This window comes from Caulobacter sp. HJHS_5 (genome assembly GCF_056683955.1).
The window spans coordinates 265,342-291,168 of sequence record NZ_JBWZNC010000007.1; the positions used below are offsets into that span (position 1 = coordinate 265,342).

Sequence of the window (25,827 nt, forward strand, 5' to 3'; positions counted from 1 at the left end):
GTCCGCTGAGATGAGCGCCATCGACGACGACCGCCCCGTCGTGGTCGGGGCCGGCATCGCCGGCCTGTCGACCGCCCTGCGCCTGTCGGCCTTCGAGCCGGTGCGTCTTATCTCGCCCGCGCCGCTGGGTGAGGGCGCGGCCACGGCCTGGGCCCAAGGCGGCGTCGCCGCCGCCGTCAGCGCCGATGACTCGGCCGAACTGCACGCCATCGACACCGTCGCCGCCGGCGACGGGCTGACCGATCCGCGCGCCGCCGCGCGCATCTGTTCGGGCGCGGTCGCCGCCGTCAGCTGGCTCGACGCCCTCGGCGCCGACTTCGATCGCGACGCCGCCGGCTATCTGAAGCTCGGCCTCGAGGCCGCCCACAGCCGCCGCCGGATCGTCCACGCCGGCGGCGACGCCACCGGCGCGGCCATCCTGCGCGCCTTGGTCGAGGCCGTGCGTCGCTCGCCGCGCATCAGCGTCGAGCCCTTGGCCCTGCGCCGTCTGCTGCTCGATTGCCATGGCGCGGTCGCCGGCGTCCTGGCGGTCGACGCCGCCGGCCATCCGGCGACGCTGCGCACCGCCCGCGTGATCCTGGCCACCGGAGGCGTCGGCGGCCTGTTCCGCCACACCACCAATCCGCTCGGCGCCTGGGGCCAGGGCCTGGCCGCCGCCGCCCTGGCCGGCGCCCACCTGGCCGACGTCGAGTTCGTGCAGTTTCACCCGACGGCGCTGGACGTGGATCGCGATCCCATGCCGCTGGTCAGCGAGGCCGTGCGCGGCGAGGGGGCTCGGCTAGTCGACGCCGCCGGCGTGCGCCTCATGGCCAGCTATCCGCGCGGCGACCTCGAACCGCGCGATGTCGTCTCGCGCGCCGTCTGGGCCGCCCACGCCGAGGGGCGCGGCGCCTTTCTCGACGCCCGGGGCGTCGATCGCTTCCACAACCGCTTCCCGCAGGTGGCGGCCGCCTGCCTGAGAGCCGGCGTCGATCCGCAGAAGGAGCCGATCCCGGTTCGCCCGGCGGCGCACTACCACATGGGCGGCGTCGCCGTGGACGCGCGCGGCCGCGCCAGCCTGCCGGGCCTCTGGGCCGTCGGCGAGACCGCCGCCACCGGCCTGCACGGCGCCAACCGCCTGGCCAGCAATTCGCTGATCGAAGCCGCTGTCTGCGCCGAGACCGTCGCCGCCAGTGTCGCTGAGGCCGCCCGCGAAGCCGGCGCCCCGCGCCCGGCGCAGCCGCCGCCGGCCCCCGACGCCAAGCTCGTCCGTCCGATCATGAACGCGGCCGGCGTCGTCCGCAGCACCGAGGGGCTCTCCGAGGCCGCCGGCCGTCTGCGCGATCTGGTCGCCGCCGAGGGCGAAGCCGCCGATCCAGCCCTGGTCGGGCTGATGATCGTCACCGCCGCCGAGCGTCGCCGCGAAAGCCGCGGGGCGCATGCCCGCAGCGACTATCCCGAGCGCGCCAGCAGCGCCGAGCGCTCCACGCTCAGCCTGTCGCAGCTCGACCTGCCGCGCGCGGTGGCCGCATGACCCTGACCCCGCTTCCCCGCCCGCTGATCGAGCCTCTGGTTCGCGCCGCCCTCGTGGAGGATCTCGGCCGCGCCGGCGATGTCACCACCGAAGCGATCATTCCGGCCGAGGCGACCGCCCGCGCCGCCATCGTCGCCCGTCAGCCGGGCGTCGTCGCCGGTCTCGACCTCGCGGCCCTGGCCTTCGAGCTGATCGACCCGCGCCTCGTGTTCGAAGCCCATGTCGCCGACGGCGACGCGGTGTCGCCCGGCGCCGAGCTGGCCACCATTTCCGGCCCGGCGCGCGGCCTGCTGACCGGCGAGCGGGTGGCCCTCAATTTCCTCGGCCGCCTGTGCGGCGTCGCCACCGCCACGGCCGCTGTGGTCGCCGCCGTGCGCCCGCACGCCTGCCGCATCACCGACACGCGCAAGACGACGCCGGGCCTTCGCGCCGTGGAGAAGTACGCGGTGCGCGCCGGCGGGGGCTCGAACCACCGCTTCGGCCTCGATGACGCGGTGCTGATCAAGGACAACCACGTCGCCGTGGCCGGCGGCGTGGCCGCCGCCGTGCAGCGCGCCCGCGCCGCCGTCGGCCACCTGGTGAAGATCGAGGTCGAGGTCGATACCCTGGCCCAGCTCGAGGAAGCCCTGGCGGCCGGGGCCGAGGTCGTGCTGCTCGACAACATGAGCCTCGACGACCTGCGCACCGCCGTCGCCCTCTGCAAGGGCCGGGCGATCACCGAGGCCTCGGGCGGGGTGACGCTGGAGACCGCCCCGGCCATCGCGGCGACCGGGGTCGATCTCATCTCGCTCGGCTGGCTGACCCACTCGGTCCGGGTGCTGGACCTGGGGCTGGATTATCGGGCGTAACGAAATCCTCGTCCTTCGAGGCTCGCGTGGCTCGCACCTCAGGATGAGGATTTCGACTGAATCGTCTCAGTAGACCTCATCCTGAGGCGCCGCGAAGCGGCCTCGAAGGACGAGGGCGTAAGCGCCCCTAAAGCTGCGCTCCGATGTAGTCGCGCTTGCCGATGTCCAGGCCGTTCTCGCGCAGGATCATGTAGGTCGCGGCGATGTGGAAGAAGAAGTTCGCCGTCGCGAAGCCGGTGACGTAGGCCGTCCCCGTGGGGAACTCGACCTTGTTGGGGCCCAGCTGCAGGCTGATCGGGCGCGTCTCGGAACCTTCGAAGGCCGCCTTGTCGAGGCCCTTCAGGAAGTCGACGGTCTTGGCGATGCGGGCCTGCAGCTCGCCGAAAGTCTCTTCGTTGTCCTCATAGCGCGGGTTCTCGCTCTGGCTCAGGCGGGCGCCGACGCCCTTGGCGCCGTCGGTGGCGATCTGGATCTGGCGTTTCAGCGGCAGCATGTCGGGGGCGAGGCGCGCGTTGACCAGCACGCCGGGATCGATCTTGCGCTCACCCGCCCAGGCCTCGGCCTTCTTGAGGATCGCCGATACGGCGCCCAAAGCCTGGATGTAGCTGGGGATGCTGGCGTCGTAGAGCGAGATGGCCATCAGAGTCTCCGAGAAGGGGAAGAGGGGGCTATGAGAAGCGCCGCCCTGCGGTAGGGTGCCTATCATGCCGGCCAGCACACTGGACACCCGCCGAGAGCAAATGTTTCCGCGGCTCGAACCCGCGGAGATCCAGCGCCTCCGGCGCTTCGGGGAAGCGCGCCGCTACGCCGACGGCGAGGCTCTATTCCAGGTCGGGCGCGAAAGCCTCGGCATGTTCATCGTGCTGCAGGGCCAGGTGCGCGTCACTCGCCGCGACGCGCACGGTGAAGACCAGGAGGTCGTTGTCCACGGGCCGGGGCAATTCTCCGCCGAGATTTCCGCCCTCAGCGGCCGCGCCGCCCTGGTCGACGGCCATGCCGTCGGCGAGGTCGAAGCCATCGTCATCCCGCCCGAGCAATTGCGCGCCGCCCTCGTCGCCGAGGCCGAACTCGGCGAGCGGATCATGCGCGCCCTGATCCTCCGTCGCGTCGGCCTGATCGAGGCGGGGGCCGGCCCCGTGATCGTCGGGCCGGGCGATGACGCCGACGTCCTGCGCCTGCAGAACTTCCTCGACCGTAACGCCCACCCGCACCAGGATCTCGACCCGGCCGTCGACGAAGACGCCCGCGCGCTGATCGACCGTTTCCACGTCACCGCCGACGACCTGCCGATCGTGCTCTGTCCGGACGGCTCGATGCTGCGCAATCCGCGCGAGGAGCAGCTGGCCCGCTGCATCGGCCTGTCCAGCCGCCTCGACGCCGACAAGCTCTACGACGTCGCCATCGTGGGCTCCGGTCCGGCCGGCCTCGCGGCCGCCGTCTATGCGGCCTCCGAAGGCCTCTCCGTGCTGGTGCTCGACAGCCGCGCCTTCGGCGGCCAGGCGGGCGCCTCGGCGCGCATCGAGAACTACCTCGGCTTTCCCACCGGCATCAGCGGCATGGCCCTGATGGGCCGCGCCAACGCCCAAGCCCAGAAGTTTGGGGCCGACATGGCGATCCCCGACGTGGTCAACCACCTGCGCATGGCCGACGAAAGCGTCGATGGCGAAGCCCGCTTCTGCCTGACCATCGAGGGCGGCGAGACGGCCAAGGCGCGCAGCCTGGTGGTCGCCAGCGGCGCCCAGTACCGCCGGCTCGATGCTCCGGGCATGGACCGCTATGAATGCGGCGGCGTGCACTATTGGGCCTCGCCGCTGGAGCTGAAGCTCTGTCAGGGCCAAGAGGTCGTGCTGGTCGGGGCCGGCAACTCGGCTGGTCAGGCGACGGTCTATCTCGCCAGCCAGGTGGCCAAGGTCTGGATGGTGGTGCGCGGCAAGAGCCTGGCGGCGACCATGTCCCGCTATCTCGTCGACCGCATCGAGAGCCTGCCCAACGTCGAGGTCGTCACCGAGAGCGAGGTCGTCGGCCTGGATGGTGACGGCGAGGCCCTGCAGCGCGTGCGCTGGCGCCACCGCCGCGGCGGTGAAGAAACCACACGCGATATCCGCCACCTCTTCCTGTTCATCGGCGCCGAGCCCAACACCGGCTGGCTGTCGCAATGCAGGGTCGCGCTCGACGGCAAGGGCTTCGTGGTCACGGGCGAGGAAGGTCGCCATGCCCTGGAGACCAGCCTGCCTGGCGTCTTCGCCATCGGCGACGCCCGCGCCGGATCGGTCAAGCGCGTCGCCGCGGCGGTGGGCGAGGGCGCCCAGGTCGTCGCCGCCCTCCATGCGTATCTCGCCAATTCCGGCCCCAGTACAGGAAGCGACTGATGGACGAGTGTCCGCACACCGCCAGCATCCAGACCGTCACGCCCCTGACCAAGGGCTGCGCCGAATGCCTGAAATCGGGCGGCTGGTGGGTGCACCTGCGCCTCTGCCGCACCTGCGGTCATGTCGGCTGTTGCGACCAGTCGCCGGGCAAGCACGCCACCGGCCACTTCCACGCCACCAAGCACCCCATCATCGAGGGCTATGACCCGCCGGAGGGCTGGGGCTGGTGCTACGTCGACGAGCTGTTCATCGACCTGCCTGACCAGACCCCGCAGGTGGGGCCGATCCCGCGCTTCGTCTAGAAGCCGCGAGTGAAGCCGACCTCCAGCCGATTCCGCCGATAGTCCGACAGCGGTACGGTTGAGCGGGTTTCCGCGTATGACAACTGAACGAACGGCGCCGCGCCGAGCACGGACCAATCGCGCTTCGATAGGCGGACGGCGGCGTTCCGATCATGGTCCCTGCGGACGATGCCGAACAGCGGCGACCCCCTGTCAAACTCACGGTAGCCGAGGCCGCCACGGATGAAGACGAGAGCGCCCAGCGGCAAGGCGAACAGTCGGCCGACCGACGCCGCCGCGCCCGTGTACGAGTCCGGCGCGGCGTTCAACGCGCGCCGATCCACTGAGGCCGTCGCCTGCCAGAGCGCGCTCGGCCCGAGATAGCGCGTGCGGGACACGTCTAATGAATAGCCCCAACCGTCGCGTTGGCTGGAGAACCGGTCGGCGCTGCGCGCCGTTTCGGCAGCCGCGCTCCACTGGGTGTTGGAAGTCAGGGGACCGTCGTAGGCCGCGCGCAGGCCCCATCGACGGTCGAGCAGCGAGCCGTTGAAATATCGAACCCCGACCAACGGCTGCACGGCGAGCTTGGCGCCCGAGGCTCCGCGTCGCTCGATCCCAACTGCGGCCGAAACGTCGGCGATCGTGAAGTCGCCGTCGACGGATCCCTGGGCCGCGCCGGTTAAGGTGACCAGGGCCGCGGCGGACGGATTGAGGGGCAAGCGGCCTTCAAGGACGCCCGATGCGGCGGCCGAGACGCTGGCCTTGCGGCGCCCGTCGGGGGACAGGGCGAAGGGCAGGCCGAACAGCTCGACGGTGGCCGCGCTGGTGGCCGAGTTGACGTTGCTGTCGGGTCCGAGGGCGAAGCTGAACTGGCCTTGCCAACCCCGTCGCGCCGCTATGTCGCGCAGCCGCTGCTCGGTAATCGCCTTGCGGGTCGCGTCGAGCCCACCCGAACGTGCGAGACGATAATTGAACGCCGCCTGCGGTAAGCGACCGGCGGCCAGGTGCATCTCGGCCAGTTGAAAGCGCGCCAGGGCGTCGTCGGTTACCCGCGTGAGGTGACCGTCCAGCTCTGCGATCGCTTGGTCGCGGCGGCCGGTGCGAAACAGCAGTTCTGCATGCAGGCGCAGGCCTTCCGGCGTGGCCAAGACGTCGGGTCGCCCCTCTAGCAGCGAGAGCGCGATCATGAAATCGCCGGCCTGGAGAGCCGATGTGATCGCCTGGGCGAAGATATGATCGTCCGCCGGGGCGGCGAGAGTCTGGGCGCCGATGAGGCTGGCTGCAGCGGCGACCTGAAGCGCGATGGCGGCCGGGGCCAAACTTCTTATTGGAAGCATCCTTGGCAGTCGCTGAGAGCGAGGCCGGCAGCTCCAACGAGACGATTGGTCGCGGTCGGGTTGTAGAGCAGGAAGCTCAGCCCTGCTTCTTTGATCGGGTTGCCGGCCGGCCCGACGAAAATGCCTGACAGGCTTCCAGTCATGGTTGCGTTGCTCGCCGTCCCATCGATCGACGTGGGTGCGGTGCTAAACCCGAACGTTCCTGAGAAGCTGAAGGCCAGATCGTCGTTAAGGTTGACCGTCGCGCCATTGAGATTGACCGCCCGCATGTTCGAAGTCTGGCCGCTCACCGCTTTTGCGCCAAAATCGGCTGACATGTTCATCGCCCCGGCGACCAGAATCTCAGCCTGCCCCTGCTGGAGATAGGAAGCGCGCAGCGCACCATTGAAGGTTCCCGATCCCTGCGCCGGCAGATAGCCGGTAGAGGCGGTGCTGACGATCGCCGCGTAGTCGATGACCTGCTGAATCTCTGAGCTGTTCAGACCGTCGGAACGCGCGAGCTGGACATAGTCAAGACCGCGGCCGAGCGTTTCCCTGACCTCGAAGAGATCGAGCGTGTGTGTCACGCTGCCGGCCGTCTGAGCCGTCGCGCGTCGGCGCGCGCCAAGACCGTCGTTGCCGATCGTAAAATTGGAAAAGGTGAGGAAGGGCGGCTCTCCGGTGGTTCCGGTGCGCGCGAGATAGGTGTCGTCGGCCCCATCGCTGGTGCCCTGGTTGACGAGGGAGAGTGGCAATCGATTGCCATTGCTGCCGCCCGAAGTCTGCACGCCTATGCTCGCCGTGCGGGCCGCTAGTTCCGTACCGCCGGCGATGCACGTCGTCGCCAACGGCGTGGCCTGACAGTCGGAAGCGTAAAGGCCCGATGATGTTCCCGGGACTGTCGGCGGGGGGGCCGGAGGCGGGGCATTGACGGCGCTGCTCGTCTGCTTGAGGCCAGCGACGCCGTACAGATAGCCGCTGTGAAGAGCGACGTTGTAGCTGAGCGTTAGCTCGGCCGGCAGGCCAGATTCGCCCGAACCCGCGAAGCCGCCCGCGATCTCACCCCCACGCGCTCCTGGCCAATCCACCGAGCCCGTTACGCCGCCGTTGTAAAGGACGCCGCCGTAGTTGAAGTCGAGGGGGGCCGGAAGGCTCACCGTGGCTCCAGCGTCATCGCTGGTCCGGAAGTTCGAGGCGAATCCGGTGATCGATCGCTCGCCGAAATCCACCGAAGCGTCGATAGAGCCCCGAACGTTGTAGCTTGTGCTGAGTCCTAGGACGATAAAACGTCCGCGGGTCTCGCCGGCATACTTGGCCGTGCCCAGCGTCGGCAGAGTTGAAATTTTAGATGTCGCCAAGGCGAAGTAGTCGTAACCCACGCCATAGGCCGTCGTTATGCCCGAAAAGCGTCCGAGCTGAACATAGTTCAGGCCGCCCGACGCGGCGGCGATGTCGTCGTAAAGCTCCAGGCTCGACGTTTGGTTGGCGCCGTTCTGGGCGCTCGCCCGGCGAACCGCGCCGAGGCCGTCACCGCCGCTCACAAGCCCGGCGTAGGTGAAGGTCTCAATGCCGTCCGAGCGAACATAGACGTCGTCCGCACCACTTGCCGTGCGCTTGGTGTCCAGTTGTATGTCGTAGGCCACGCTGCGTACGCCACCCGAGGGCCCCAGGTCGGCGCCCGAGTAGAAAACGAAGCTGCTCGTTTCCGGCTTGCCGGTAAAGGTAGCTCCGCAGCGGATGGGCGTCGGCGCCGACTGGCAGGCGTCGACCGTAGGCGTGGTAGGCGTGGTGGGAGTTGTCGGGAGCGAGGGCGTGGTCACGCTGCCGCCGGGACCGCCGCCGCCGCAGGCGGCCAGGACAAAACAGCTGGCCGCAGCCAACATTGCGCTGCGATACGACGTCATTTAAACCCCCGGTAGAACTCAGGGGGCTTGATAGCCAAGAGTAGTGGGCCGCGCCAAGCCGAATTCCAGTCTCGGCTTCGATCCTTGGCGGCCTTGCCGACAGGGTTCATCGCACTGAGGCGCATGACACCCGCCGCGAGATGGATGACCGCAGATGATCCGCAGGGCATGGCTCAAGCGCTGCGGCTATGTCGTTTACGCCGCCGGCAGCGCGGCCGCGAGGTAGTCGGTGATCTGGTTGAACTCGTCCGGGGTCGCTTGGGCGCCGCGGCCCGACATCATCTGCACGACATCGTCCCAGCCATTGCGGTCGAACTTCTTGTCCATGAACATTTCCGGGCCGTGGCAGGCCGTGCAGACGCGCATGGTCAGTTCGTGGCCCGGACCCGACGGCAGGCCGTCGGGGCCCACCGGGCCGAGGCCGGGCGCGCCCGGCGCCGGGGCGCCTTCGGCCGGCGGGACCGGAGCGCTGGGGGTCGGGGTCGGGGCGCCGACGGGCGTGGCCGCAGCCGCTGCGGCAGGGGTCTGAGCCGTCGGGGCCGGGGTCTGGGCCAGGGCGGTCTGGGCGATCGACGCGCCGCAACCGATGACGAACACGCTGGCGGCGAGGACGGACAGGGTACGGATCACGTGGTCTTCCCAAAAGCTGGCCGGCGGTGGCGCGCCGACGTTTACGACGATGCGTCGAGACCATGGCGACGGTGTGACGCCGGGTATCACGCCATGACACCCTGGGGCGCCGAACTTGAACCCCCAGTGAACGAAAAAAGGCCTCGGGTCGAGTCCCGAGGCCCTTGTTCAGAAGGCGTTGCGACTAAGGTAGGGCGAAAACGTGCAGCCCGTCGCTGAGCAGGGGCGCCCCGACCTGACTGCCGCCGGTGGCGACGATCGCCACATACTGTTTGCCCTTGACCTCGTAGCTGATCGGCGTGGCGTAACCCGAGGCCGGCAGCTTGAACTCCCACAGCTTCTTGCCCGTCTGGGTCTCGAAGGCGCGGAAGCGGGCGTCGTCGGTGGCGCCCACGAAAGTGAGGCCCGTGGCGGTGGTGATCGGCCCACCGAGGCCCGGCCGGCCGGTGTCCTGCATCCCGGCCGGGAAGTCGTCGGTGACCCCCAGCGTGGTGTGCCAGGCGATCTTGCCGGTGTTGACGTCGACGCCGACCAGCTCGCCCCAAGGGGTCGGCCCGCAGGGCAGGCGCTTGTCGGGATCCCAGAAGCGACGGGTGCCGGCCAGCGGCCCGGAGTTCGAGTAGCTGCCGTCGGGATTTTTCACCATCCGCATCGGCTGGGCCAGGTTGTTGACGTTGACCACCAGGATGCCGCGCTGCGGGTCGTAGGCCGGGCCGTAGAAGTTCACCCCGCCCTGGGTGCCGGGGAAGTTCACCGTGTAGCGGTCGACCTTGATCGGCATGAATGAGTCTTTCGACAGGTACATGTCGTTGTCGTCGACCAGCTTCTCGCAATACTCCTGGTGCGAGGCGACGCCCTTGTAGAGGTTGTTGCGGCTGATGCTGACCTGCGACAGCGGCGGGGTGACCACCGGCTCCGGCTGCGTCGGCGAGGTGATTTCGCCGGGAACGTCGCTCTTCGGAACCGGGCGTTCCACGATCGGATACACCGGTTCGCCGGTCACCCGGTTGAAGAAGTAGAGGCGGGCGTTCTTGTTCACCGTCGCCAGGGTCGGAATGGTCTTGCCGTCCTTGACGATGTCGAACAGCACCGGGGGCGCCTGGGTGTCCCAGTCCCAGATGTCGTGGTGCACCAGCTGCTGGTGCCACAGATACTTGCCGGTGGCGGCCTCAACCGCCACGATCGAGCTGCCGAACAGGTTGTCGCCCGGGCGATCGGCGCCGTAGCGGTCGTTGTTGGGCGCGCCGATCGGCATGTAGAGGATGCCCCGCTCGGTATCGACGGTCATGTGGCCCCAGACGTTGGTGCCGGAGCGATCCTTGGCGCCCTCGGGGGTCCAGGTGTCGTAGCCAAACTCGCCGGGCCGCGGCACGGTGTGGAAGGTCCAGACCAGCTTGCCGGTGGCGGCGTCCCAGGCGCGGGTGTCGCCGCGCGCGCCGCGGCGGGCGTTGGCGCCGCCCGGTCCTTCCCCGGGGCCGGCGCCGGTGATGATCAGGTTCTTGTAGATCGCCGGCTGGCTGGGAAGGATGTACGAGGCCTGCGGATAGCTATCCATCACCTCGGGCGTCTTGAGGTTGACGATGCCGTTCACCCCGAACTTGGCGTTCAGCTTTCCCGTCTTGATGTTCACCGAATAGAGCCGGCCCATGCGGCTGCCGAACACCAGGGCTCCGCCGCCGACTGGGGTGTAAGAGATGCCGCGCGCCGTCGGGGTGTCGCTGTCGGGCAGCTCGAACACCCACTTTTCCTTACCCGTGGTCGCGTCCAGGGCCAGAATCCGGCCGTAGGGCGAGCCGAGATACATGGTGTCGCCGATCACCAGCGGGATCGATTCCGAGAGCCGTAGGCCGCGCGCCGCGCCGGTCTGAGGCGCCGCCACCGGCGCATGGGCCGCATCGCCGGCCGGGGTCGCGGGTCTCGCCGCCGCCTTCGCCGCCTCGGTCTGTAGATGATAGACCCAGGCCTCCTTCAGTTGGCCGACGTTATCCGGCGTGATCTGGGTCGAGCGGGTGAACCGCTGGCCGCCGGCGTCCTGGCCGGGGCTCGTCCAGTCCTTGGGGCCGGCCAGGGCCGCCTGCGATCCGAGCGCGACGGCGGCGAGCGCCGCCAGCGAGGCCGCGCCCCGCAGGTAGTTCCTGGTCATTCTTCCACCCTTGTCAGCCACCGAAGGCGATGTCCGATCTGCCGTCGGATCCCGCTGAAAACGCTATCAGCGGCAAGGCGCCTGTCAACGCGACTTCGTGCTTAACCTCGCCGCCTATAAGGCCCCTCACACTTTCTGGCGGCCTAGCGCCTTGAAATCGCGGGCGCGGAGGTCCAGTTAGCGCCTGTCGGCCTATGGTCGATGACGTTCTCAGGGCGGGGTGAAATTCCCCACCGGCGGTGATGCGCTTCGTTTCGGGGCGCACGAGCCCGCGAGCGCCCGGTCTCCCACGAGGCCGGGGTCAGCAGATTCGGTGCGATTCCGAAGCCGACGGTTAGAGTCCGGATGAAAGAGAACGGCGGATCGCGAGGGCGCCCCATGCCTTGGGTGCGCCCGGCCGCGCCGTTGCGCCCTGGTGCGTCTCCTGTGTGAGGCGATGGAATGGGCGAGTTGCTCGAAACTGTCAGGACCGAAGGGGCGGCGCTGGTCGCCGCGCGCGACGCTTTCGATGCGGCCGTCCAGACCCAGGGCGCCACCGCGCCCAATCCGCCGGTCGGCTGCGCCGTGCTCGACGCCGAGGGGCGCGTTCTCGCCATCGCCGCCCACGCCGGCGCCGGCCAACCTCACGCCGAGGCCGCCGCGATCGCCCAAGTGCGGCAGCGCGGCCTGGTCGATCGCATCCATACGCTGTTCGTCACCCTCGAGCCCTGCAACCACACCGGCCGCACCCCGCCCTGCGTCGACGCCATCCTGGCGACGCCCGCTCGCCAGGTGCTGATCGGCGCGCCCGACCCCAATCCCATCGCCGCCGGCGGCGCGGCGGCCCTGCACGCCTCGGGTCTCGACGTGCGCTTCCTGGATGACGTTCCGGGCGGTGCGGCGCTCGCGGCCGCCAGCCGTCGCCTGATCGCCCCTTTCGCCAAGCGCGTCGCCACCGGCCTCCCCTGGGTCACCGTCAAGCGCGCCCTGGACGCCAAGGGCTCGATGATCCCGCCGCGCGGCGCCAAGACCTTCACCTCAGAGTCGTCCCTGATGCTCGCCCACGCCCTGCGCCGCCGCGCCGACGCGGTGCTGACCGGCGTGGACACCATCCTGGCCGACGATCCATTGTTCACGGTCCGCCGGGTCGACGATCATCCCGGCAAGCGTCGCACGCTGGTGGTCATGGACCGCCAGGGCCGGCTGCCTGGGGCCTACATCGCGGCGGCCGCCCAGCGCGGGCTCGAGGTGCGGGCCGAGACCGGCCTTGCGGCCGCGCTCCGCCGCCTCGGCGACGACGGCGCCCTGGAGGTGCTGGTCGAGGCCGGCCCGAACTTGAGCGTCGCCATTCTCGCCTCGGACCTCTGGGACGAAGCCATCACCATCCACGCCGACGAGGGAGGCGACCGCGTCGAGCGCGCCTACCGCGCCGGCGAGCCAGCTTGGGAGGAAGCCGATGTTCTCCGGCATCGTTGAGGCCCTCGGCGAGGTCCGCCGCGCCGAGGCCGTGGACGGCGCCCTGCGCCTGTCGCTCGCCACGCCCTTCACTGACCTGGCGCTCGGCGAGAGCGTCGCGGTCAACGGCGTGTGCCTCACCGTCGTGGAGTACGACGTCCAGGGCCAGGTCGACTTCTTCGTCAGCGCCGAGACCCTGACCCGCAGCAATCTTTCGCGGGTGATCGAGGGCGACCGGGTCAATCTGGAGCGCGCCGCACGGCTGTCGGACCGCCTCTCGGGCCACCTCGTGCAGGGCCACGTCGACGGCCAGGGCGTGCTGACCTGGGCGGAGGCCGCCGACGGCGCCTGGCTCGTCACCCTCTCGCTGCCGCGCGAGCTGCATCGCTACTGCGTCGAGAAGGGTTCCATCGCCCTCGACGGCGTCAGCCTGACCCTCAACGGCGTCAGCGTCATCGGGGAGGACGGCCGGTTCGACATCGGCCTGACCCTGATCCCGCACACCTGGGAACACACCACCTTTCATCGGCGGCCCGTCGGGGCCGCGGTCAATGTCGAGGTCGATGTCCTCGCCAAGTACGTGGAGCGGCTATGTCAGCCCTATCTGAAGCCCTAGAGGCCCTGCGCGCCGGGCGCATGGTCATCCTCGTCGACGACGAGGGTCGCGAGAACGAGGGCGACCTGGTGATCGCCGCCGAGCACGCCGACGCGGCGGCCGTGGCCTTCATGGCCGTGCAGGGCCGTGGACTCGTGTGCCTCGCCCTGCCGCCCGAGCGGGTCGACGCCCTCGGGCTGCCGCCGATGGTGGTCAACAACAACGCCCCGCGCCAGACGGCCTTCACCGTCTCGATCGAGGCGCGCACGGGCGTCGAGACCGGCATCTCGGCCGCCGACCGCGCCCGCACCATCGCCGTCGCCGCCGATCCGACCTCGACCGGCGCCGACCTCGTCTCGCCCGGCCACGTCTTCCCGCTGCGCGCCGTGCCCGGCGGGGTGCTGGCCCGCAACGGCCACACCGAGGGGGCCATCGATCTGGCCGTCCTCGCCGGCTTCGCGGGCCCGGCGGTGATCTGCGAGGTGATGAACGACGACGGGACCATGGCCCGTCGCGGTGATCTCGATGTGTTCGGCGCCCGCCACAACCTGCCCATCGTCACCATCGCCGAACTGCAGGATCACCTGCGCAAGGCCCAGGGCGCCGGGGTCGAGGAAGTGGCCAACGCCAAGCTGCCGAGCGCCTTCGCCGCCTCGCCCCTGACCGTCCGCGCCTTCCGCAATCCGCTCGACGGAGTCGAGCATCTGGCGATCAGCAAGGGCGACCTCGCGGGCAAGCCGGTGCTGGCCCGCGTCCATTCCGAGTGCCTCACGGGCGACGCCCTCGGCTCGCTGCGCTGCGACTGCGGCGAGCAGCTGCGCACGGCGCTGCATGCCATCGGCGAGGCCGAGGCGGGGGTTCTGGTCTATGTACGCGGCCACGAAGGCCGTGGCATCGGCCTGGCCGACAAGATCCGCGCCTATGCCCTGCAGGATCGCGGGCTCGACACCGTCGAGGCCAATGAGGCGCTCGGCCTGCCGGTCGACAATCGCGACTACGCGGTCGCGGCCGACATTCTAAAAGCGCTGGAGGTCGGGTCGATCACCCTGATGACCAACAACCCCAACAAGACCTCCGCCCTGCGCGACCACGGCCTGGACGTGGCGGCGGTGCAGCCGCTGGTCTCGAAATCCAACCCCCACAACGCCGGTTACCTCGCCACTAAGCGCGAGCGCCTGGGTCATGTTCTCGAAGGGCTCCTGTCATGAGCAGCCATGTCGCTCAGCCGAGCGGAACCAAGGGCGGCGATCTTCGCCTCGCCATCGTCGTCAGCCGCTTCAACGAGGCGGTCACCGGGGGCCTTCTGAAGGGCGCTCAGGCCACCGTTTCGGAGGCCGGCCTCACCGAGCCCGAGGTGATCGAGGCGCCCGGCGCCTTTGAAATCCCGCTGATCGCCCAGACCCTGGCCCGCACCGGCCGCTACGACGGGGTGATCTGCCTCGGCTGCGTGATCAAGGGCGACACCGCCCACTTCGAATTCATCAGTCTCGGCGCCGCCGTCGGCCTGATGTCGGCGGGCCTGGCCACCTCCACGCCGATCACCTTCGGCATCCTGACCACCTATACCGACGAGCAGGCTGAGGTCCGTAGCCGTGACGACGCCCACAACAAGGGTCGCGAAGCGGCGCTGGCCTGTATCGAGACCGCTCGCACCCTTACCGCCATTCGCGATGGCGGCGAGCGGCGTCAAGTCGGGTTTCGTACGTTTGGCGAGTGATGCCTGACCCTGTCCAGATCGTCTGTCCGCACTGCGACGCCACCAACCGCCTGCCGCCCGAACGGGATGCGAAGGCGGCCAAGTGCGGTCGCTGCGGCAAGGCGCTGTTCGATGGTCAGCCGGTCGCGCTGACCGGCGCGCGCCTCGCCAAGCATGTCGCCAACTCCAGCATCCCGGTGATCGCGGACTTCTGGGCCGCCTGGTGCGGCCCCTGCCGGACCATGGCGCCGATCTTCGAGCGCGCCGCCGCCGAGCTGGAGCCCCGCGCCCGCTTCGTGAAGATCGACACCGACGCCGAGCCGGCGGCCTCCCAGGCCTACGGCGTGCGGGGCATTCCCGCCCTGTTCCTGATCAAGGGCGGCAAGGTGGCCGAGCACCACGCCGGGGTCGCCGACCTTGGCCTGCTGCGCCGCTGGGCGGGCTGACGGCTCCGTGCTGACACGGCTCGCCCTCGCCGGCCTGCTCGTCGGTCTCGCCGCCTGTTCGCCGACGCCAGGCGACACCCGAGCCGCCGCCCAGCCCGCGCCGCCGACGCGCGGCCTCGATGCGGCGGCCATGCAGCAGGTCGTCGCCCAGGCCCGCGCCATCCCCCACCTGCATTCGCTGATCGTCGCCCGCGACGGCCAGACGTTGGTCGCCGAGCGCCTGCGCGGCGCGCCGCTCGATCAGCCGGTCAATATCAAGTCGGCCTCGAAGACGATCCTCTCCGCCCTGGCGGGCGTGGCCATTGAGCGGGGCGTGCTGCAGGGCCCGGACCAGCCGATCGCGCCGATCCTCCGCGCCGACCTGCCCGCCAACGGCGATCCGCGCCTGCAGCGCATCACCGTCGGCAACCTACTGTCGATGCAGGCCGGCCTTGGCCGCACCTCGGGCGAGTACTACGGCGCCTGGGTGACCAGCCGGAACTGGGTGCGTTACGCCCTCGCGCGCCCGTTCGACGACGATCCCGGCGGGCGCATGATCTATTCCACCGGCAGCTCGCACCTGATGTCGGCGGTCCTCACACGCGCCTCGGGCCGCAGCACCCATGACCTCGCCCGCGAGTGGCTGGGCCAGCCGCTGGGCGTCTCCATTCCGCCCTGGCCTCGCGATCTGCAAGGAATCTACTTCGGCGGCAACGACATGCTGCTGTCGCCCCGCGCCCTGCTGCGCTTCGGCGAGATGTATCGCCTGGGCGGCGAGATCGACGGGCGGCGCGTCGTGCCCGAAGCCTGGGTGCGCGAAAGCTGGACCCCGCGCACCACCTCGCCCTGGAGCGGCAACGAATATGGCTACGGCTGGTTCGGCAAGACGGTCGGCGGTCACCGTGTGCATTTCGCCTGGGGCTACGGCGGCCAGATGCTGTTCGTCGTTCCCGACCTGAATCTCACCGTGGTGATGATCTCCGATCCGACGCCCCGCCCGCGCGCCGAGAGCCATCTTCCGGCCCTGCATAGGCTGCTCGACCAGGGCATCATCCCGGCCGCCGAACGCGGCGCCTGAGCTTTGAGGCTCGCGAGGCCTCCGCTATGGCTGGCGGCATGACCGCCCCGACCCTCTTCGAACTGCGCACCTATCGCTTGATCAAGGGCGGCGGTCCGGCCCAGCGCCTCGCTGACTATCTGCAGCACGCCTTCATTCCCGCCGCGCGCCGCGCCGGCTGCGGCCCGGTCGGGGTGTTTTCAGTGGCGACCGGGCCGGGCAATCCTTCGCTGATCGTGCTGATTCCGCATGCCTCGCCGGAGGCTATGCTGGCGCTGCCCGCCGCCCTGGCCGCCGACGCCGCCTATAGGCAGGCCGCCGAGCCCTTTCTGGCCGCGACGCCGGAGGACCCGCCCTATCAGTCGCTGGACGTGAAGCTGATGCGCGGCTTCCCGCACTTCCCAGGCGTCGAGGCGCCGGCCGGGCGGCCCAGCGTGTTCGAGCTGCGCACCTATCACAGCCACGGCGAGCGGGCCGGGGCCAGGAAGATCGAGATGTTCGACACCGCCGGCGAGATCGCCATCTTCCGGCGCACTGGCCTGACGCCGGTGTTCTTCGCCGAGGACCTGACCGGGCCGGGTCTGCCGAGCCTGACCTACCTCCTGGCCTTCGCCGACCACGCCGCGCGCGAACAGGCCTGGCGCACCTTCATCGCCGATCCGGAGTGGAAGACGCTGATCGAGACGCCGGGCTTCACGGACCCGGAAATTGTCAGCAGCATCGACAGCCTGCTGCTGGCCCCGACGGCCTACTCCGAGATCTGAGGCGGCTCGTCGCCGCGCGCCTCGACCATGTCGCGCAGGCTGACGATGGCGCGCGAGGCCGCCGAGCTGGTCTGCCGCCAGACCAGCAACCACACCGAGCCGAGCACGGCGATGACCAGCGGGATCGGCCCCAGCAGCCAGGCGGCCGCCGAGAGGGCGAAATAATAGCCCCGCACCCCGGCGTTGAAGGCTGAAAGCGCCGGGTTCAGAAGTCCGGCGGCGGCGTCGCCCCAGGCCTTGCCCTGCGGATGGCCGGGCAGGGGCGCGGCCCCCACCGCGGCCAGGCAATAGTTCAGTTGGCGGATCGACCAGATGAAATCGAGCAGGCCGCGCGCCAGGGTGATGAGCACCAGGGCCAGCTTGGCCTCGAACATCCAGCGCGGCGCCGAGGCCAGCACCTCCAGGCCCTGAATTTCCCGCCAGGCGCCCTGACCGCCGAACAGCACGCCCGCGACGGCGGCGATCAGCAGCAGGTTGGACGAGGCGAAGAACGACGCCGAGTTGAGGGCGTTGCCCAGCAGCTGGCCGTCCATGATCCGATTGTCGCGGTTGGCCATGTTGCGCATCCACGCCCCACGCAGCACGCGCATGTTGGAGTTGACGTGGTTGCCGCTCTTCAGCTGTTTCAGGATCGGCTCATAGAGCAACCACGCGACCACGAAGATCGAGAAGGCGGCGATGTCGAGCGCATACTTCGGCATGGCTCGACCCTAGCGTGGCTCGCCCAGCGTGCAAACGGGCGCTCTCACTCTCGCCGAAGGTTACCGCCGCACGCGCACCGTCACTCCGAACGTCCGCGGCGCGCCGAGGAACGCCCCGTAGGTCTGGGTGTCGCGGGCCGGGTCGTAGATCGGCGCCGGCGTATCGCGGATGCCGGTCGAGCCCTGGAAGGGCGCGTTGTAGGCCACCTGGAAATAGCGCTTGTCGGTCAGGTTCTCGCCCCACAGGTCCACCGACCAGCGGCGGTCGGCCGGACCCAGCGAGACGCGGCCGCCCAGCAGGGTGAAGGCGGGTTGCACCTTGGCGGGCGCCAGGTCCGAGCCGGTGTTGTAGGCCGAAGAATACTTCGCGCTCAGGCTGAAGCGGGTCAGCCAGGAGCCCACGCTCCAGTCATAGCCGCCCGCCAGCGAACCGCTCCACAGCGGCGCGAACGACAGGTGCGCGCCGGGCAGCAGGGCGAGGCCCGGCTGCGGATCGTCGCCGTACTCGGTGTCGGCGTAGACCAAGCCGCCCTGCAAGGACAGCGGGCCGTCGGCCCAGCGGAAATCGGCGTCGACGCCGCGGCTGGTCACCTTCGGCACGGCGCGGACCACGAAGGTGGTGCCGAGGAAGCTGTTGAGCTGGAAGTCGGTGAACTTGGCGTCGAACACCGTCGCCGTCAGCAGCAGGCGGTTGTCCAACAGAGCGCCGCGCGCGCCGACCTCGATGTTGCGCACGTCCTCGGACGGGAAGGCGGTGCTGGCGTCGGGAACGAGGTTGGTCTGGGCGCGGTCGAGATTGAAGCCCGCCGCCTTGTAACCGGTGGCGTAGCCGGCCCACAGGGTCAGGTCCGCGTTGGGGCGGGCGATCAGCTTCAGGTGGCCGGAGAGGTTGCGGTCGTCGCTGGCCTGGCGGGCGCTGTAGGCGTTGAAGGCCGGATTCGACCACGGCAGGCAGAGGGTGCCGGTCGAGGCCGCGGCGCGGGCGAGGGCCGCGGCGCAGGCCTTGCCGCCGTCGGTGTTGGCGAAGGTCGCGCGCAGGGTCTTGTCGTCGTCGGTCAGGCGCAGGCCCGCGTTCAGCGAGAACACGTCCGACAGCTTCAGGGTGTTGTCGGTGAAGATCGCGGTAGTGCGCGCGACCTGGCGATACTCGTCGCGCTCGCCCTGGCCGGAGACGTAGGAGGTCCCGACCGGCAGACCGGTCAGTTCGGAGACCCGGTTCGGGTTGACGCCGCCGGTCAGCACCAGGCCGAGATAGGCCTCGTAGTCGGCGCCGTAGAGCAGGGCGTCGCGGCGGCGCAGCCGCTCCTCGCCGATGTAGCCGCCGACCAGCCAGTCGAGCGGGCCGTGCGATCCGGCCAGGGTCGCCTCTTCGGACAAGGTGGTGAACCGCGTCGCGAAGCCGCCGTCATCCGGGCGATAGGCGACGTCGGCCGAGGTGAAATCCCAGTCCTGGCCGAGCTCGGCGTCCCAGGTGCGCAGGGCGGTGATCGAGTTGAACGTCGCCGCGTCGCCCTTCCAGGTCAGCTGGGCCGAGAGGCCGCTCTCGTCGACGCGGGCGTGGGTGTTGCGGTTCCAGTAGGCGAGGCGGCGGCCCGGATCGGCGGGCGCCAGCACCCCGGCGTCGCTCGCCAGGCTGTCGACCCAGGCGGCGCTGGGGCCGGTGCGGATGGTCACCCCGACGCAGCAGCTTTCGTCCTGCTTGAAGACGTCGCCGATCACCCGCAGCGACACCGCCTCGACGGGCCGCCACAGCAGCTGGCCACGGACGGCCAGGGAATCCTGGTCGCTGTCGTCGGTCTCGGTGCGCGGACCCTCGCCGGTGCGGATGTCGTAGAAGCCGTCGCGCTTGCGGGCCGAGACGTAGAGCCGCCCGGCCAGTTCATCGCCGATCAGCGGCCCGTTCAGGGTCAGGCGGCCGGCGCGGTAGTTGTAATTGCCCAGTTCGAACTCGCCCGAGGCGCTGGGGGTGAAGCTCGGCGCGGCGGTGGTCACGTTGATCAGGCCGGCGGTCACGCTCTTGCCGAACAGGGCGGCTTGCGGCCCCTTGATCACCTCGACGTGGTCGAGATCGCCGAGGTCGCTCAGCGAGGCGCCGTTGCGCGCCCGGCGCACGCCGTCGACCACCACGGCCACGGACGACTCCAGCCCCGGATTGTCGCCCACCGTGCCGATGCCGCGGATGCGCAGGGTCTGGTACGTCGGGTTCGAGGTCGCCGCCCCGATCAGGCCGGGCGTCAGCTTTTGCAGGTCGCGCACGTCCTGCACCCCGGCCGAGGCCGCGAGGTCGCCGGAGATGTAGGCGATGTCGGCGGCGGCGCTGGTCAGCAGCGCTTCGCGGCGCGTGGCGGTGACCACCAATTCGTCCAGCGGCTGCTCGGCGGCGGAGGCGAAAGCGGGAGCGAGCAGGCTCGCGGCGACGACGAGGGCGTAAGGCAGAGTTTTCATGGCGCGCTGCACTCGGCCCATCGCGCCGCCGAGCCAATGCAGTTTTTCTGGCTTTACCGGGGCGGCCTCCCTTCCAGTGGCTATGCGGGGTCTCTCCGCCTAGCGCCCCGGGGTCTCGACCTTGAAGCCTTGGACGCGCAGCTGGTCCAAGACCCCGCCCTCCGCCAGCAGCGATCTGAGTTCGATCACAGCCACCGCCTTGCCGGGCGTTTTCAGGGCCGCCGCAATCGCCCGCGCCGCCTCGGTCTGACCGGCGCGCAGCTCGCGTGCGATCTCCGGGGTCGCGGCCAGGCAGCGAGCGAAGCCTCGGTCAGCCGACAGCACCTCGCGTACTTCGCCTCGCGCCCAGCGCTCGGACACCTGCTTGACCCCGCCCTGGCCGTTCTCCGCCTGGCGCAGTCCGGCGTCCAGGCAAAGCTCCTGCATGGACTGCGGCGCGCTCCCAAGGGTCTTGATGGCGTCGACCACGCTGTAGCCCGCCAGAGTCTGGATTCGCGGACGCTTCTGGACGCCCTTGCCCTTGGCGATTTCGCGGATGCGGTCCGGCGCGCCGCCCAGATTGATCTTCAGGCCGCCGCCGTCGGAATTGGCCACCACAAAGCCGGCGAAGGCGGGCTTGACGTCGTCCATGCTGTCGAGGTCGTCCTTCATCGCCCGCAGCCGCGTCTCTAGACGGGCGCGCAGTTCGGGCGGCAGGCTTTGACGCATCGGCTCGTCGCTGAGGAAGAAGCGTTTGCCCGCCATGACCAGGCTGATCAGGCGCATCACGTTGATGTCCGCCTCCTGGCCGATGATCAACACATTGGCCCCGTCGATCCGACGCCGGATCACCGTCTCGTCCACCTCCAGCTTCGAGGGCGTCAGGGCCGGAACGCCCAAGACGTAAACGGTGGTGTCCGCGTCACTGACCTTCCACCAGGCCGGTCCAGGCAGCGGGGAGTTGACGATCAGCTCCTCGACGAGGGTGGCCTGCGGGTCCACCGGACGCAGTTCGACCGGTTTGGAGCCGTCCACGATCTGCTGGGCGTGCGCGCTCGGCGCCGCGGTCAGGGCGAGGCCGGCGTACAGCGCCATCAGCGCAGCGAAGCGGGGCGTCGTCACTCGGAAAGGTCCTTTGAGCGGGCGGAACGCCCTCCATCGCCCTTCGCCCGGCGCCGACGGACCGTCAAATTACAAGGGCGCAACGTGCCGCCCGCCGCAGCCGGGCGGGCGCTTCAGCGCGGCGGCTGGTTGTGGCCCAGAAGGCGCAGCACCTCGAGCGCCGCGTCGAGGATGTTGGTCCCGGGGCCGAAGATCGCGCCGGTTCCGGCCGCCCGCAGCGCTTCGTAGTCCTGCACCGGGATCACCCCGCCGGCGATGACGCGGATGTCCGGTCGGCCGAGCGCCGCCAGCTGCTGGATCAGCTCGGGGACGAGCGTCCTGTGGCCTGCCGCCAAGCTGGAGGCGCCGACCACGTCGACGTCCTCGGCCACGGCCAGGGCCGCCGTCTCTTCCGGCCTTTGGAACAGCGGCCCCATGATCACCTCGAACCCGAGGTCGGCGAAGGCCCCGCCCACCACCTTGGCCCCTCGGTCGTGGCCGTCCTGCCCCATCTTGGCGACCAGCAGGCGCGGCTTGCGGCCCAGGCGCCGCGCCACCGCCTCGACGCCGGAACGCACGTCATCGGCCCGAACGTCGCCCTCGAAGGCGCGGCCGTAGACCCCGGCGGTGGCCGTGGCGAGCGCCGCGTGGCGGCCGAACACCTCTTCCAGCGCCTGCGAGATTTCGCCCAGCGTGCAGCGCGCCCGCGCTGCGTCGATGCTCAGCGCCAGCAGATTGGCCTCACCCCGCGCCCCGCCCCGCAGCGCCGCCAGCGACGCCTCGACCGCCGACTCGTCGCGGGATGCCCGCACGGCCGCGATCCGCTCGATCTGCCCGGCTCGCACGGCGGCGTTGTCGATATCCAGAATCTCGACCGCAGCCTCTTCCTTCAGGCGATACCTGTTCACCCCGACGATGACGTCCTCGCCACTGTCGACCCGCGCCTGACGCGCCGCCGCCGCCTCGCCGATGGCCCGCTGCGGCAGGCCCTTCTCGACGGCGTGGGTCATGCCGCCCAGGGCCTCGACTTCCTGGATGATCGCCCAGGCGGCGTCCTCCAGTTCCCGGGTGAGGGCCTCGACGTAGTAGGAGCCGCCCAGGGGGTCGACCACCTTGGTGATCCCGGTCTCGTGCTGCAGCACCAGCTGGGTGTTGCGGGCGATCCGCGCCGAGGCGTCGGTGGGCAGGGCGATGGCCTCGTCGAAGGCGTTGGTGTGCAGGCTTTGCGTCCCGCCCAGGGTCGCGGCCAGGGCCTCGATCGTGGTGCGGATGATGTTGTTGTACGGGTCCTTCTCGGTGAGGCTGACCCCCGAGGTCTGGCAGTGGGTGCGCAACATCATCGAGCGCGCGTCCCTGGCGCCGAACGCCCGCATGATCCTGGCCCAGAGGGTGCGCGCCGCTCGCAGCTTGGCGACCTCCATGAACAGGTTCATGCCGATGCCGAAGAAGAACGACAGGCGCGGGGCGAAGGCGTCGACCTCCAGCCCCTGACCCTGCGCCGCGCGGACGTACTCCATGCCGTCGGCCAGGGTGTAGGCGAGCTCCTGCACCTGCGTCGCCCCGGCTTCTTGCATATGGTAGCCGCTGATCGAGATCGAGTTGAACCGGGCCATCCTCTCCGCCGTGAAGGCGATGATGTCGGCGACGATCCGCATCGAGGGCGCGGGCGGATAGATGTAGGTGTTGCGGACCATGAACTCCTTGAGGATGTCGTTCTGGATGGTCCCTTCCAGACGTTCCGGGCTCACGCCCTGCTCCTCCGCCGCGACGATGTAGAAGGCCAGGCACGGCAGCACCGCGCCGTTCATGGTCATCGAGACGCTCATCTCGCCCAGGGGGATGCCGTCGAACAGCGCCTTCATGTCCTCGACGGTGTCGATGGCGACGCCCGCCTTGCCGACGTCGCCGATCACGCGCGGATGGTCGCTGTCGTACCCGCGGTGGGTGGCCAGGTCGAAGGCCACCGACAGCCCCTTCTGCCCGGCGGCGAGGTTGCGGCGATAGAAGGCGTTGCTCTCGGCCGCCGTCGAGAAGCCGGCGTACTGGCGCACCGTCCACGGCCGCCCGGCGTACATGCTGGCCTTCACCCCGCGCGTATAGGGGAAGAAGCCGGGCAGGCCGGGGTCGATCCCGGCGACATCCGCCTCGGTGTAGAGCGGTCGGACGGCGATCCCTTCCGGGGTCTCCCAGGTGAGGTCCGCGCCCTTCACTTCCTTGGCGGCGAGCTCACGCCACTGATTAAGCGTGGGCTTAATCGGCTCGTCGCTCATGCCGCGAACTCGACCAGCACCTGATCGGCCGCCACGCTGTCGCCGGCGGTCGCGCCGACGCTGGCCACCACCCCGTCGCGCTCGGAGCGGATGATGTTCTGCATCTTCATCGCCTCGATCACGGCGACGGTCTCTCCCTCGCGAACCGACTGTCCGACGGCGACCTCAAGGCTGACCACCAGCCCCGGCATCGGCGAGACGATGCGGTTTGAGGTGTCCGGCGGCGTCTTCGGCGGCAGCTTGCCGTGCAGTTCGGCCGAGCGCGGCGTCAGCACCAGCACCCGCGCCGTGGCCGCGCGGTGGCGGATCACGAAGCCCTCGGCGGCGGGGGTCACCGTGGCGGTGAAGGCCTGGCCGTCGAGCCTCCCCCGGAATAGGGCCTCGCCCGGCGCCCAGTCGACGGCGTCGAGCGTCAGGGACCGGTCTTCGCCGATCATCTCCACGCTGAACGGCGCCTCGCCCGAAAGCCGCACGGCCCGCGCCTGGCCGCCGACGAAGACGATCCAGTCCGTGCGCACAAGGGTTCCGGTCGCCGCCCGCGCGCGCCGCAGCGCCTTGCGGTGCATGAAGGCGGCGGCGGCGGTCATCAGGTCGAGTTGCCGGGGCGTGGCCGCCAGGCCCTTGAAGCCTTCGGGGAACTCGTCGGCGATATAGCTGGTCGCCAGCCGCCCGGACCGGAACCGGTCCTGATCCATCACCGCCGAGAGGAAGGGCGTGTTCTGGCCCAGGCCCTCGATGCGGAAGTCCTCCAGCGCCCGCGCCATGCCCTCGACCGCCTCGCCGCGCGTCGGCGCCCAGGCGCAGAGCTTGGCGATCATCGGGTCGTAGAACATCGAGATCGAGTCCCCCTCGCGCACCCCGGTGTCGTTGCGCACGCGATACCCGTCCTGTTCGCCTTCGGCCGGCGGATCGTAGCGGACCAGGCGGCCGATGCTGGGCAGGAACTTGCGGTAGGGATCCTCCGCGTAGATGCGGCTCTCGATGGCCCAGCCGTCGATCTTCAGGTCACTCTGCTTGAAGCCCAGCGGCTCGCCGGCGGCGACGCGGATCATCTGCTCCACCAGATCGAGCCCGGTGATCAGCTCGGTCACCGGATGCTCCACCTGCAGCCGGGTGTTCATCTCCAGGAAGTAGAAGCTCTTGTCCTGGCCGGCGACGAACTCGACGGTGCCGGCGCTGTCGTAGCCGACGGCCTCGGCCAGGGCGACGGCCTGGGCGCCCATGGCGGCGCGGGTCGCTTCGTCGAGCAGGGGGCTCGGCGCCTCCTCGATGACCTTCTGATTGCGCCGCTGGATCGAGCATTCGCGCTCGAACAGGTGGACGATGTGGCCGTGCTTGTCGCCCAGAACCTGGATCTCGATGTGGCGCGGGCTCTCGATGAACTTCTCGATGAAGATGCGGTCGTCGCCGAACGCGCCCTTGGCTTCGGCCCGCACGGCGGGGAAGCCTTCCTCGACCTCCTTGCGGCTCCGGGCCACCCGGATGCCCTTGCCGCCGCCGCCGGCGCTGGCCTTGATCATCACCGGGTAGCCGATCGTCTCGGCGATCTTCACCGCCTCCGCCGTATCGGGGATTTCACCGATATGGCCCGGCACGCAGGAGACGCCCGCGGCCTGGGCGAAGCGCTTGCTCTCGATCTTGTCGCCCATCGCCCGGATCGCGCCGGGGTTCGGACCGATGAAGACGATCCCCTCGTCGGCGCAGCGCTGGGCGAAGTCGGCGTTCTCGGACAGAAAACCGAAGCCGGGATGCAGCGCCTGGGCTCCGGTCTGCTTGCAGGCGGCGATGATCTTGTCGGCGACCAGGTAGCTCTGGGCGGCGGGGGCGGGGCCGATGGCCACCGTCTCGTCGGCCATTTCCACCGCCAGCGATCCGGCGTCGGCCTCCGAATAGACTACTACCGTGGCGATGCCCAACCGGCGGCAGGTCTTGATGATGCGCACCGCGATCTCGCCGCGATTGGCGATCAGAATCTTCGAGAACATCCAGGCGTCCGCAAAAGAAACACCCCGCTTCATGCGCCCGCTTGCAGGAAGCGTCCAGCCGGAGGCTCAGCGCCGATCAGGCGGTGGCGTCGAGATGACGCCGCGCGAAGCTGCGCTCTACGGCCTGCCGGTTGCGGATCAGGTCATGCAGGGTGTCGGCCAGATCGAGAATCTGGGCACGATTCATCCGGCGGGCCTGCGCCATCACCTGGGTGCGAAGTTCGTCGAACTCGGACGGACTTAGGTCGGCCTGGAAACTGGCGGTCTGAGCCATGAGCATCTCCCTGTCGTCGGTCCCAACGTCCACACCCCAGGGTGGGTTTCGCGTTATGGTGGAAATTGTGGATAGCCAGGGTTATCAACCGCTTAAC

22 protein-coding genes and 1 riboswitch are annotated in these 25,827 nt (G+C 69.8%); of the genes, 11 read left to right on the forward strand and 11 right to left on the reverse strand.

Going from position 1 to position 25,827, the window contains the following annotated elements; genetic code table 11:
• Positions 1-10 precede the first annotated feature (10 nt).
• Both ACFLIT_RS15425 and nadC read left to right on the forward strand, forming a co-directional pair.
• Positions 11-1,513, forward strand: coding sequence for an L-aspartate oxidase (locus tag ACFLIT_RS15425; RefSeq protein WP_479912139.1), 1,503 nt, complete (start codon positions 11-13; stop codon positions 1,511-1,513).
• On the forward strand, positions 1,510-2,361 hold the full coding sequence (nadC, locus tag ACFLIT_RS15430; RefSeq protein WP_479912140.1) for a carboxylating nicotinate-nucleotide diphosphorylase: 852 nt from the start codon (positions 1,510-1,512) through the stop codon (positions 2,359-2,361). Before ACFLIT_RS15425 ends, nadC begins: the two co-directional genes overlap by 4 nt.
• A 127-nt stretch (positions 2,362-2,488) precedes the next feature.
• On the opposite strand, the gene ACFLIT_RS15435 is transcribed toward nadC, so the two are convergent.
• Positions 2,489-3,001, reverse strand: a complete 513-nt coding sequence (locus ACFLIT_RS15435; protein ID WP_479912141.1) for a DUF1993 domain-containing protein — start codon at positions 2,999-3,001, stop codon at positions 2,489-2,491.
• Positions 3,002-3,101: 100 nt separating this feature from the next.
• Between ACFLIT_RS15435 and ACFLIT_RS15440 the strand changes: the two genes are divergently transcribed.
• Together ACFLIT_RS15440 and ACFLIT_RS15445 are read left to right on the forward strand one after the other, a co-directional pair.
• Positions 3,102-4,730, forward strand: coding sequence for an FAD-dependent oxidoreductase (locus ACFLIT_RS15440; protein WP_479912142.1), 1,629 nt, complete (start codon positions 3,102-3,104; stop codon positions 4,728-4,730).
• Complete coding sequence (locus ACFLIT_RS15445; protein ID WP_479912143.1) at positions 4,730-5,032, forward strand: UBP-type zinc finger domain-containing protein; 303 nt, start codon at positions 4,730-4,732, stop codon at positions 5,030-5,032. The genes ACFLIT_RS15440 and ACFLIT_RS15445 overlap by 1 nt, the downstream gene beginning before the upstream one ends.
• Here ACFLIT_RS15445 and ACFLIT_RS15450 read toward each other — a convergent pair.
• The 4 genes from ACFLIT_RS15450 to ACFLIT_RS15465 form a co-directional block, all read right to left on the reverse strand.
• Positions 5,029-6,330, reverse strand: a complete 1,302-nt coding sequence (locus ACFLIT_RS15450) for a surface lipoprotein assembly modifier (RefSeq protein ID WP_479912144.1) — start codon at positions 6,328-6,330, stop codon at positions 5,029-5,031. The two genes, ACFLIT_RS15445 and ACFLIT_RS15450, sit on opposite strands and share 4 nt — an antisense overlap.
• A 5-nt stretch (positions 6,331-6,335) precedes the next feature.
• The gene (locus tag ACFLIT_RS15455; protein WP_479912145.1) at positions 6,336-8,231 is read right to left on the reverse strand and encodes a HupA family protein; all 1,896 of its coding nucleotides are present in this window, start codon (positions 8,229-8,231) and stop codon (positions 6,336-6,338) included.
• Between the two features lie 195 nt (positions 8,232-8,426).
• A complete protein-coding gene (locus ACFLIT_RS15460; RefSeq protein WP_479912146.1) occupies positions 8,427-8,861 on the reverse strand; it encodes a hypothetical protein in 435 nt (144 codons plus the stop codon).
• A gap of 184 nt (positions 8,862-9,045) precedes the next feature.
• Positions 9,046-11,004, reverse strand: coding sequence for an outer membrane protein assembly factor BamB family protein (locus ACFLIT_RS15465; protein ID WP_479912147.1), 1,959 nt, complete (start codon positions 11,002-11,004; stop codon positions 9,046-9,048).
• Between the two features lie 202 nt (positions 11,005-11,206).
• Positions 11,207-11,365: riboswitch (FMN riboswitch) on the forward strand.
• Positions 11,366-11,445: 80 nt separating this feature from the next.
• On the opposite strand from ACFLIT_RS15465, the gene ribD reads away from it, so the two are divergent.
• The 7 genes from ribD to ACFLIT_RS15500 are packed head-to-tail and all read left to right on the forward strand — an operon-like array spanning position 11,446 to position 16,975.
• A complete protein-coding gene (gene ribD, locus ACFLIT_RS15470; protein ID WP_479912148.1) occupies positions 11,446-12,459 on the forward strand; it encodes a bifunctional diaminohydroxyphosphoribosylaminopyrimidine deaminase/5-amino-6-(5-phosphoribosylamino)uracil reductase RibD in 1,014 nt (337 codons plus the stop codon).
• Entirely contained in the window at positions 12,440-13,054 is a 615-nt protein-coding gene (locus ACFLIT_RS15475) for a riboflavin synthase (RefSeq protein ID WP_479912149.1), read from the forward strand. The genes ribD and ACFLIT_RS15475 overlap by 20 nt, the downstream gene beginning before the upstream one ends.
• On the forward strand, positions 13,030-14,241 hold the full coding sequence (gene ribB / locus ACFLIT_RS15480; RefSeq protein ID WP_479912150.1) for a 3,4-dihydroxy-2-butanone-4-phosphate synthase: 1,212 nt from the start codon (positions 13,030-13,032) through the stop codon (positions 14,239-14,241). The genes ACFLIT_RS15475 and ribB overlap by 25 nt, the downstream gene beginning before the upstream one ends.
• Positions 14,238-14,750 (forward strand): 6,7-dimethyl-8-ribityllumazine synthase, encoded by a 513-nt coding sequence (gene ribH, locus ACFLIT_RS15485; protein WP_479912151.1) that lies wholly within the window; start codon positions 14,238-14,240, stop codon positions 14,748-14,750. The genes ribB and ribH overlap by 4 nt, the downstream gene beginning before the upstream one ends.
• Positions 14,750-15,175 carry a thioredoxin TrxC gene (gene trxC / locus ACFLIT_RS15490; RefSeq protein WP_479912152.1) on the forward strand — a complete coding sequence of 142 codons (426 nt, stop codon included), beginning with the start codon at positions 14,750-14,752 and terminating at the stop codon, positions 15,173-15,175. The genes ribH and trxC overlap by 1 nt, the downstream gene beginning before the upstream one ends.
• Before the next feature lie 7 nt (positions 15,176-15,182).
• Positions 15,183-16,232: a serine hydrolase domain-containing protein gene (locus ACFLIT_RS15495; RefSeq protein WP_479912153.1), complete on the forward strand. Its 1,050-nt coding sequence runs from the start codon at positions 15,183-15,185 to the stop codon at positions 16,230-16,232.
• A gap of 38 nt (positions 16,233-16,270) precedes the next feature.
• A complete protein-coding gene (locus ACFLIT_RS15500) occupies positions 16,271-16,975 on the forward strand; it encodes an NIPSNAP family protein (RefSeq protein ID WP_479912154.1) in 705 nt (234 codons plus the stop codon).
• Here ACFLIT_RS15500 and ACFLIT_RS15505 read toward each other — a convergent pair.
• The 6 genes from ACFLIT_RS15505 to ACFLIT_RS15530 form a co-directional block, all read right to left on the reverse strand.
• A complete protein-coding gene (locus ACFLIT_RS15505; protein WP_479912155.1) occupies positions 16,960-17,676 on the reverse strand; it encodes a DUF599 domain-containing protein in 717 nt (238 codons plus the stop codon). The genes ACFLIT_RS15500 and ACFLIT_RS15505 overlap by 16 nt on opposite strands.
• A gap of 60 nt (positions 17,677-17,736) precedes the next feature.
• Positions 17,737-20,121, reverse strand: a complete 2,385-nt coding sequence (locus ACFLIT_RS15510; protein ID WP_479912156.1) for a TonB-dependent receptor — start codon at positions 20,119-20,121, stop codon at positions 17,737-17,739.
• A gap of 99 nt (positions 20,122-20,220) precedes the next feature.
• A complete protein-coding gene (locus tag ACFLIT_RS15515) occupies positions 20,221-21,222 on the reverse strand; it encodes a TraB/GumN family protein (RefSeq protein WP_479912157.1) in 1,002 nt (333 codons plus the stop codon).
• A 113-nt stretch (positions 21,223-21,335) separates the two neighbouring features.
• Complete coding sequence (scpA, locus tag ACFLIT_RS15520) at positions 21,336-23,471, reverse strand: methylmalonyl-CoA mutase (protein WP_479912158.1); 2,136 nt, start codon at positions 23,469-23,471, stop codon at positions 21,336-21,338.
• The gene (locus ACFLIT_RS15525; protein ID WP_479912159.1) at positions 23,468-25,456 is read right to left on the reverse strand and encodes an acetyl-CoA carboxylase biotin carboxylase subunit; all 1,989 of its coding nucleotides are present in this window, start codon (positions 25,454-25,456) and stop codon (positions 23,468-23,470) included. The genes scpA and ACFLIT_RS15525 overlap by 4 nt, the downstream gene beginning before the upstream one ends.
• A gap of 76 nt (positions 25,457-25,532) precedes the next feature.
• Positions 25,533-25,730 carry a hypothetical protein gene (locus tag ACFLIT_RS15530; protein WP_479912160.1) on the reverse strand — a complete coding sequence of 66 codons (198 nt, stop codon included), beginning with the start codon at positions 25,728-25,730 and terminating at the stop codon, positions 25,533-25,535.
• Positions 25,731-25,827: the final 97 nt, after the last annotated feature.

What these genes read in the sequence shown, in the direction of transcription:
- ACFLIT_RS15525 (WP_479912159.1), bottom strand. Translation starts at nt 25,456, where the DNA reads ATGTTCTCGAAGATTCTGATCGCCAATCGCGGCGAGATCGCGGTGCGC.
- ACFLIT_RS15500 (WP_479912154.1), top strand. Translation starts at nt 16,271, where the DNA reads ATGACCGCCCCGACCCTCTTCGAACTGCGCACCTATCGCTTGATCAAG.
- ACFLIT_RS15465 (WP_479912147.1), bottom strand. Translation starts at nt 11,004, where the DNA reads ATGACCAGGAACTACCTGCGGGGCGCGGCCTCGCTGGCGGCGCTCGCC.
- ACFLIT_RS15455 (WP_479912145.1), bottom strand. Translation starts at nt 8,231, where the DNA reads ATGACGTCGTATCGCAGCGCAATGTTGGCTGCGGCCAGCTGTTTTGTC.
- ACFLIT_RS15435 (WP_479912141.1), bottom strand. Translation starts at nt 3,001, where the DNA reads ATGGCCATCTCGCTCTACGACGCCAGCATCCCCAGCTACATCCAGGCT.
- scpA (WP_479912158.1), bottom strand. Translation starts at nt 23,471, where the DNA reads ATGAGCGACGAGCCGATTAAGCCCACGCTTAATCAGTGGCGTGAGCTC.
- ACFLIT_RS15510 (WP_479912156.1), bottom strand. Translation starts at nt 20,121, where the DNA reads ATGAAAACTCTGCCTTACGCCCTCGTCGTCGCCGCGAGCCTGCTCGCT.
- ACFLIT_RS15530 (WP_479912160.1), bottom strand. Translation starts at nt 25,730, where the DNA reads ATGGCTCAGACCGCCAGTTTCCAGGCCGACCTAAGTCCGTCCGAGTTC.
- ribB (WP_479912150.1), top strand. Translation starts at nt 13,030, where the DNA reads ATGTCAGCCCTATCTGAAGCCCTAGAGGCCCTGCGCGCCGGGCGCATG.
- trxC (WP_479912152.1), top strand. Translation starts at nt 14,750, where the DNA reads ATGCCTGACCCTGTCCAGATCGTCTGTCCGCACTGCGACGCCACCAAC.
- ACFLIT_RS15425 (WP_479912139.1), top strand. Translation starts at nt 11, where the DNA reads ATGAGCGCCATCGACGACGACCGCCCCGTCGTGGTCGGGGCCGGCATC.
- ribH (WP_479912151.1), top strand. Translation starts at nt 14,238, where the DNA reads ATGAGCAGCCATGTCGCTCAGCCGAGCGGAACCAAGGGCGGCGATCTT.
- nadC (WP_479912140.1), top strand. Translation starts at nt 1,510, where the DNA reads ATGACCCTGACCCCGCTTCCCCGCCCGCTGATCGAGCCTCTGGTTCGC.
- ACFLIT_RS15445 (WP_479912143.1), top strand. Translation starts at nt 4,730, where the DNA reads ATGGACGAGTGTCCGCACACCGCCAGCATCCAGACCGTCACGCCCCTG.
- ACFLIT_RS15475 (WP_479912149.1), top strand. Translation starts at nt 12,440, where the DNA reads ATGTTCTCCGGCATCGTTGAGGCCCTCGGCGAGGTCCGCCGCGCCGAG.
- ACFLIT_RS15440 (WP_479912142.1), top strand. Translation starts at nt 3,102, where the DNA reads ATGTTTCCGCGGCTCGAACCCGCGGAGATCCAGCGCCTCCGGCGCTTC.
- ribD (WP_479912148.1), top strand. Translation starts at nt 11,446, where the DNA reads ATGGGCGAGTTGCTCGAAACTGTCAGGACCGAAGGGGCGGCGCTGGTC.
- ACFLIT_RS15505 (WP_479912155.1), bottom strand. Translation starts at nt 17,676, where the DNA reads ATGCCGAAGTATGCGCTCGACATCGCCGCCTTCTCGATCTTCGTGGTC.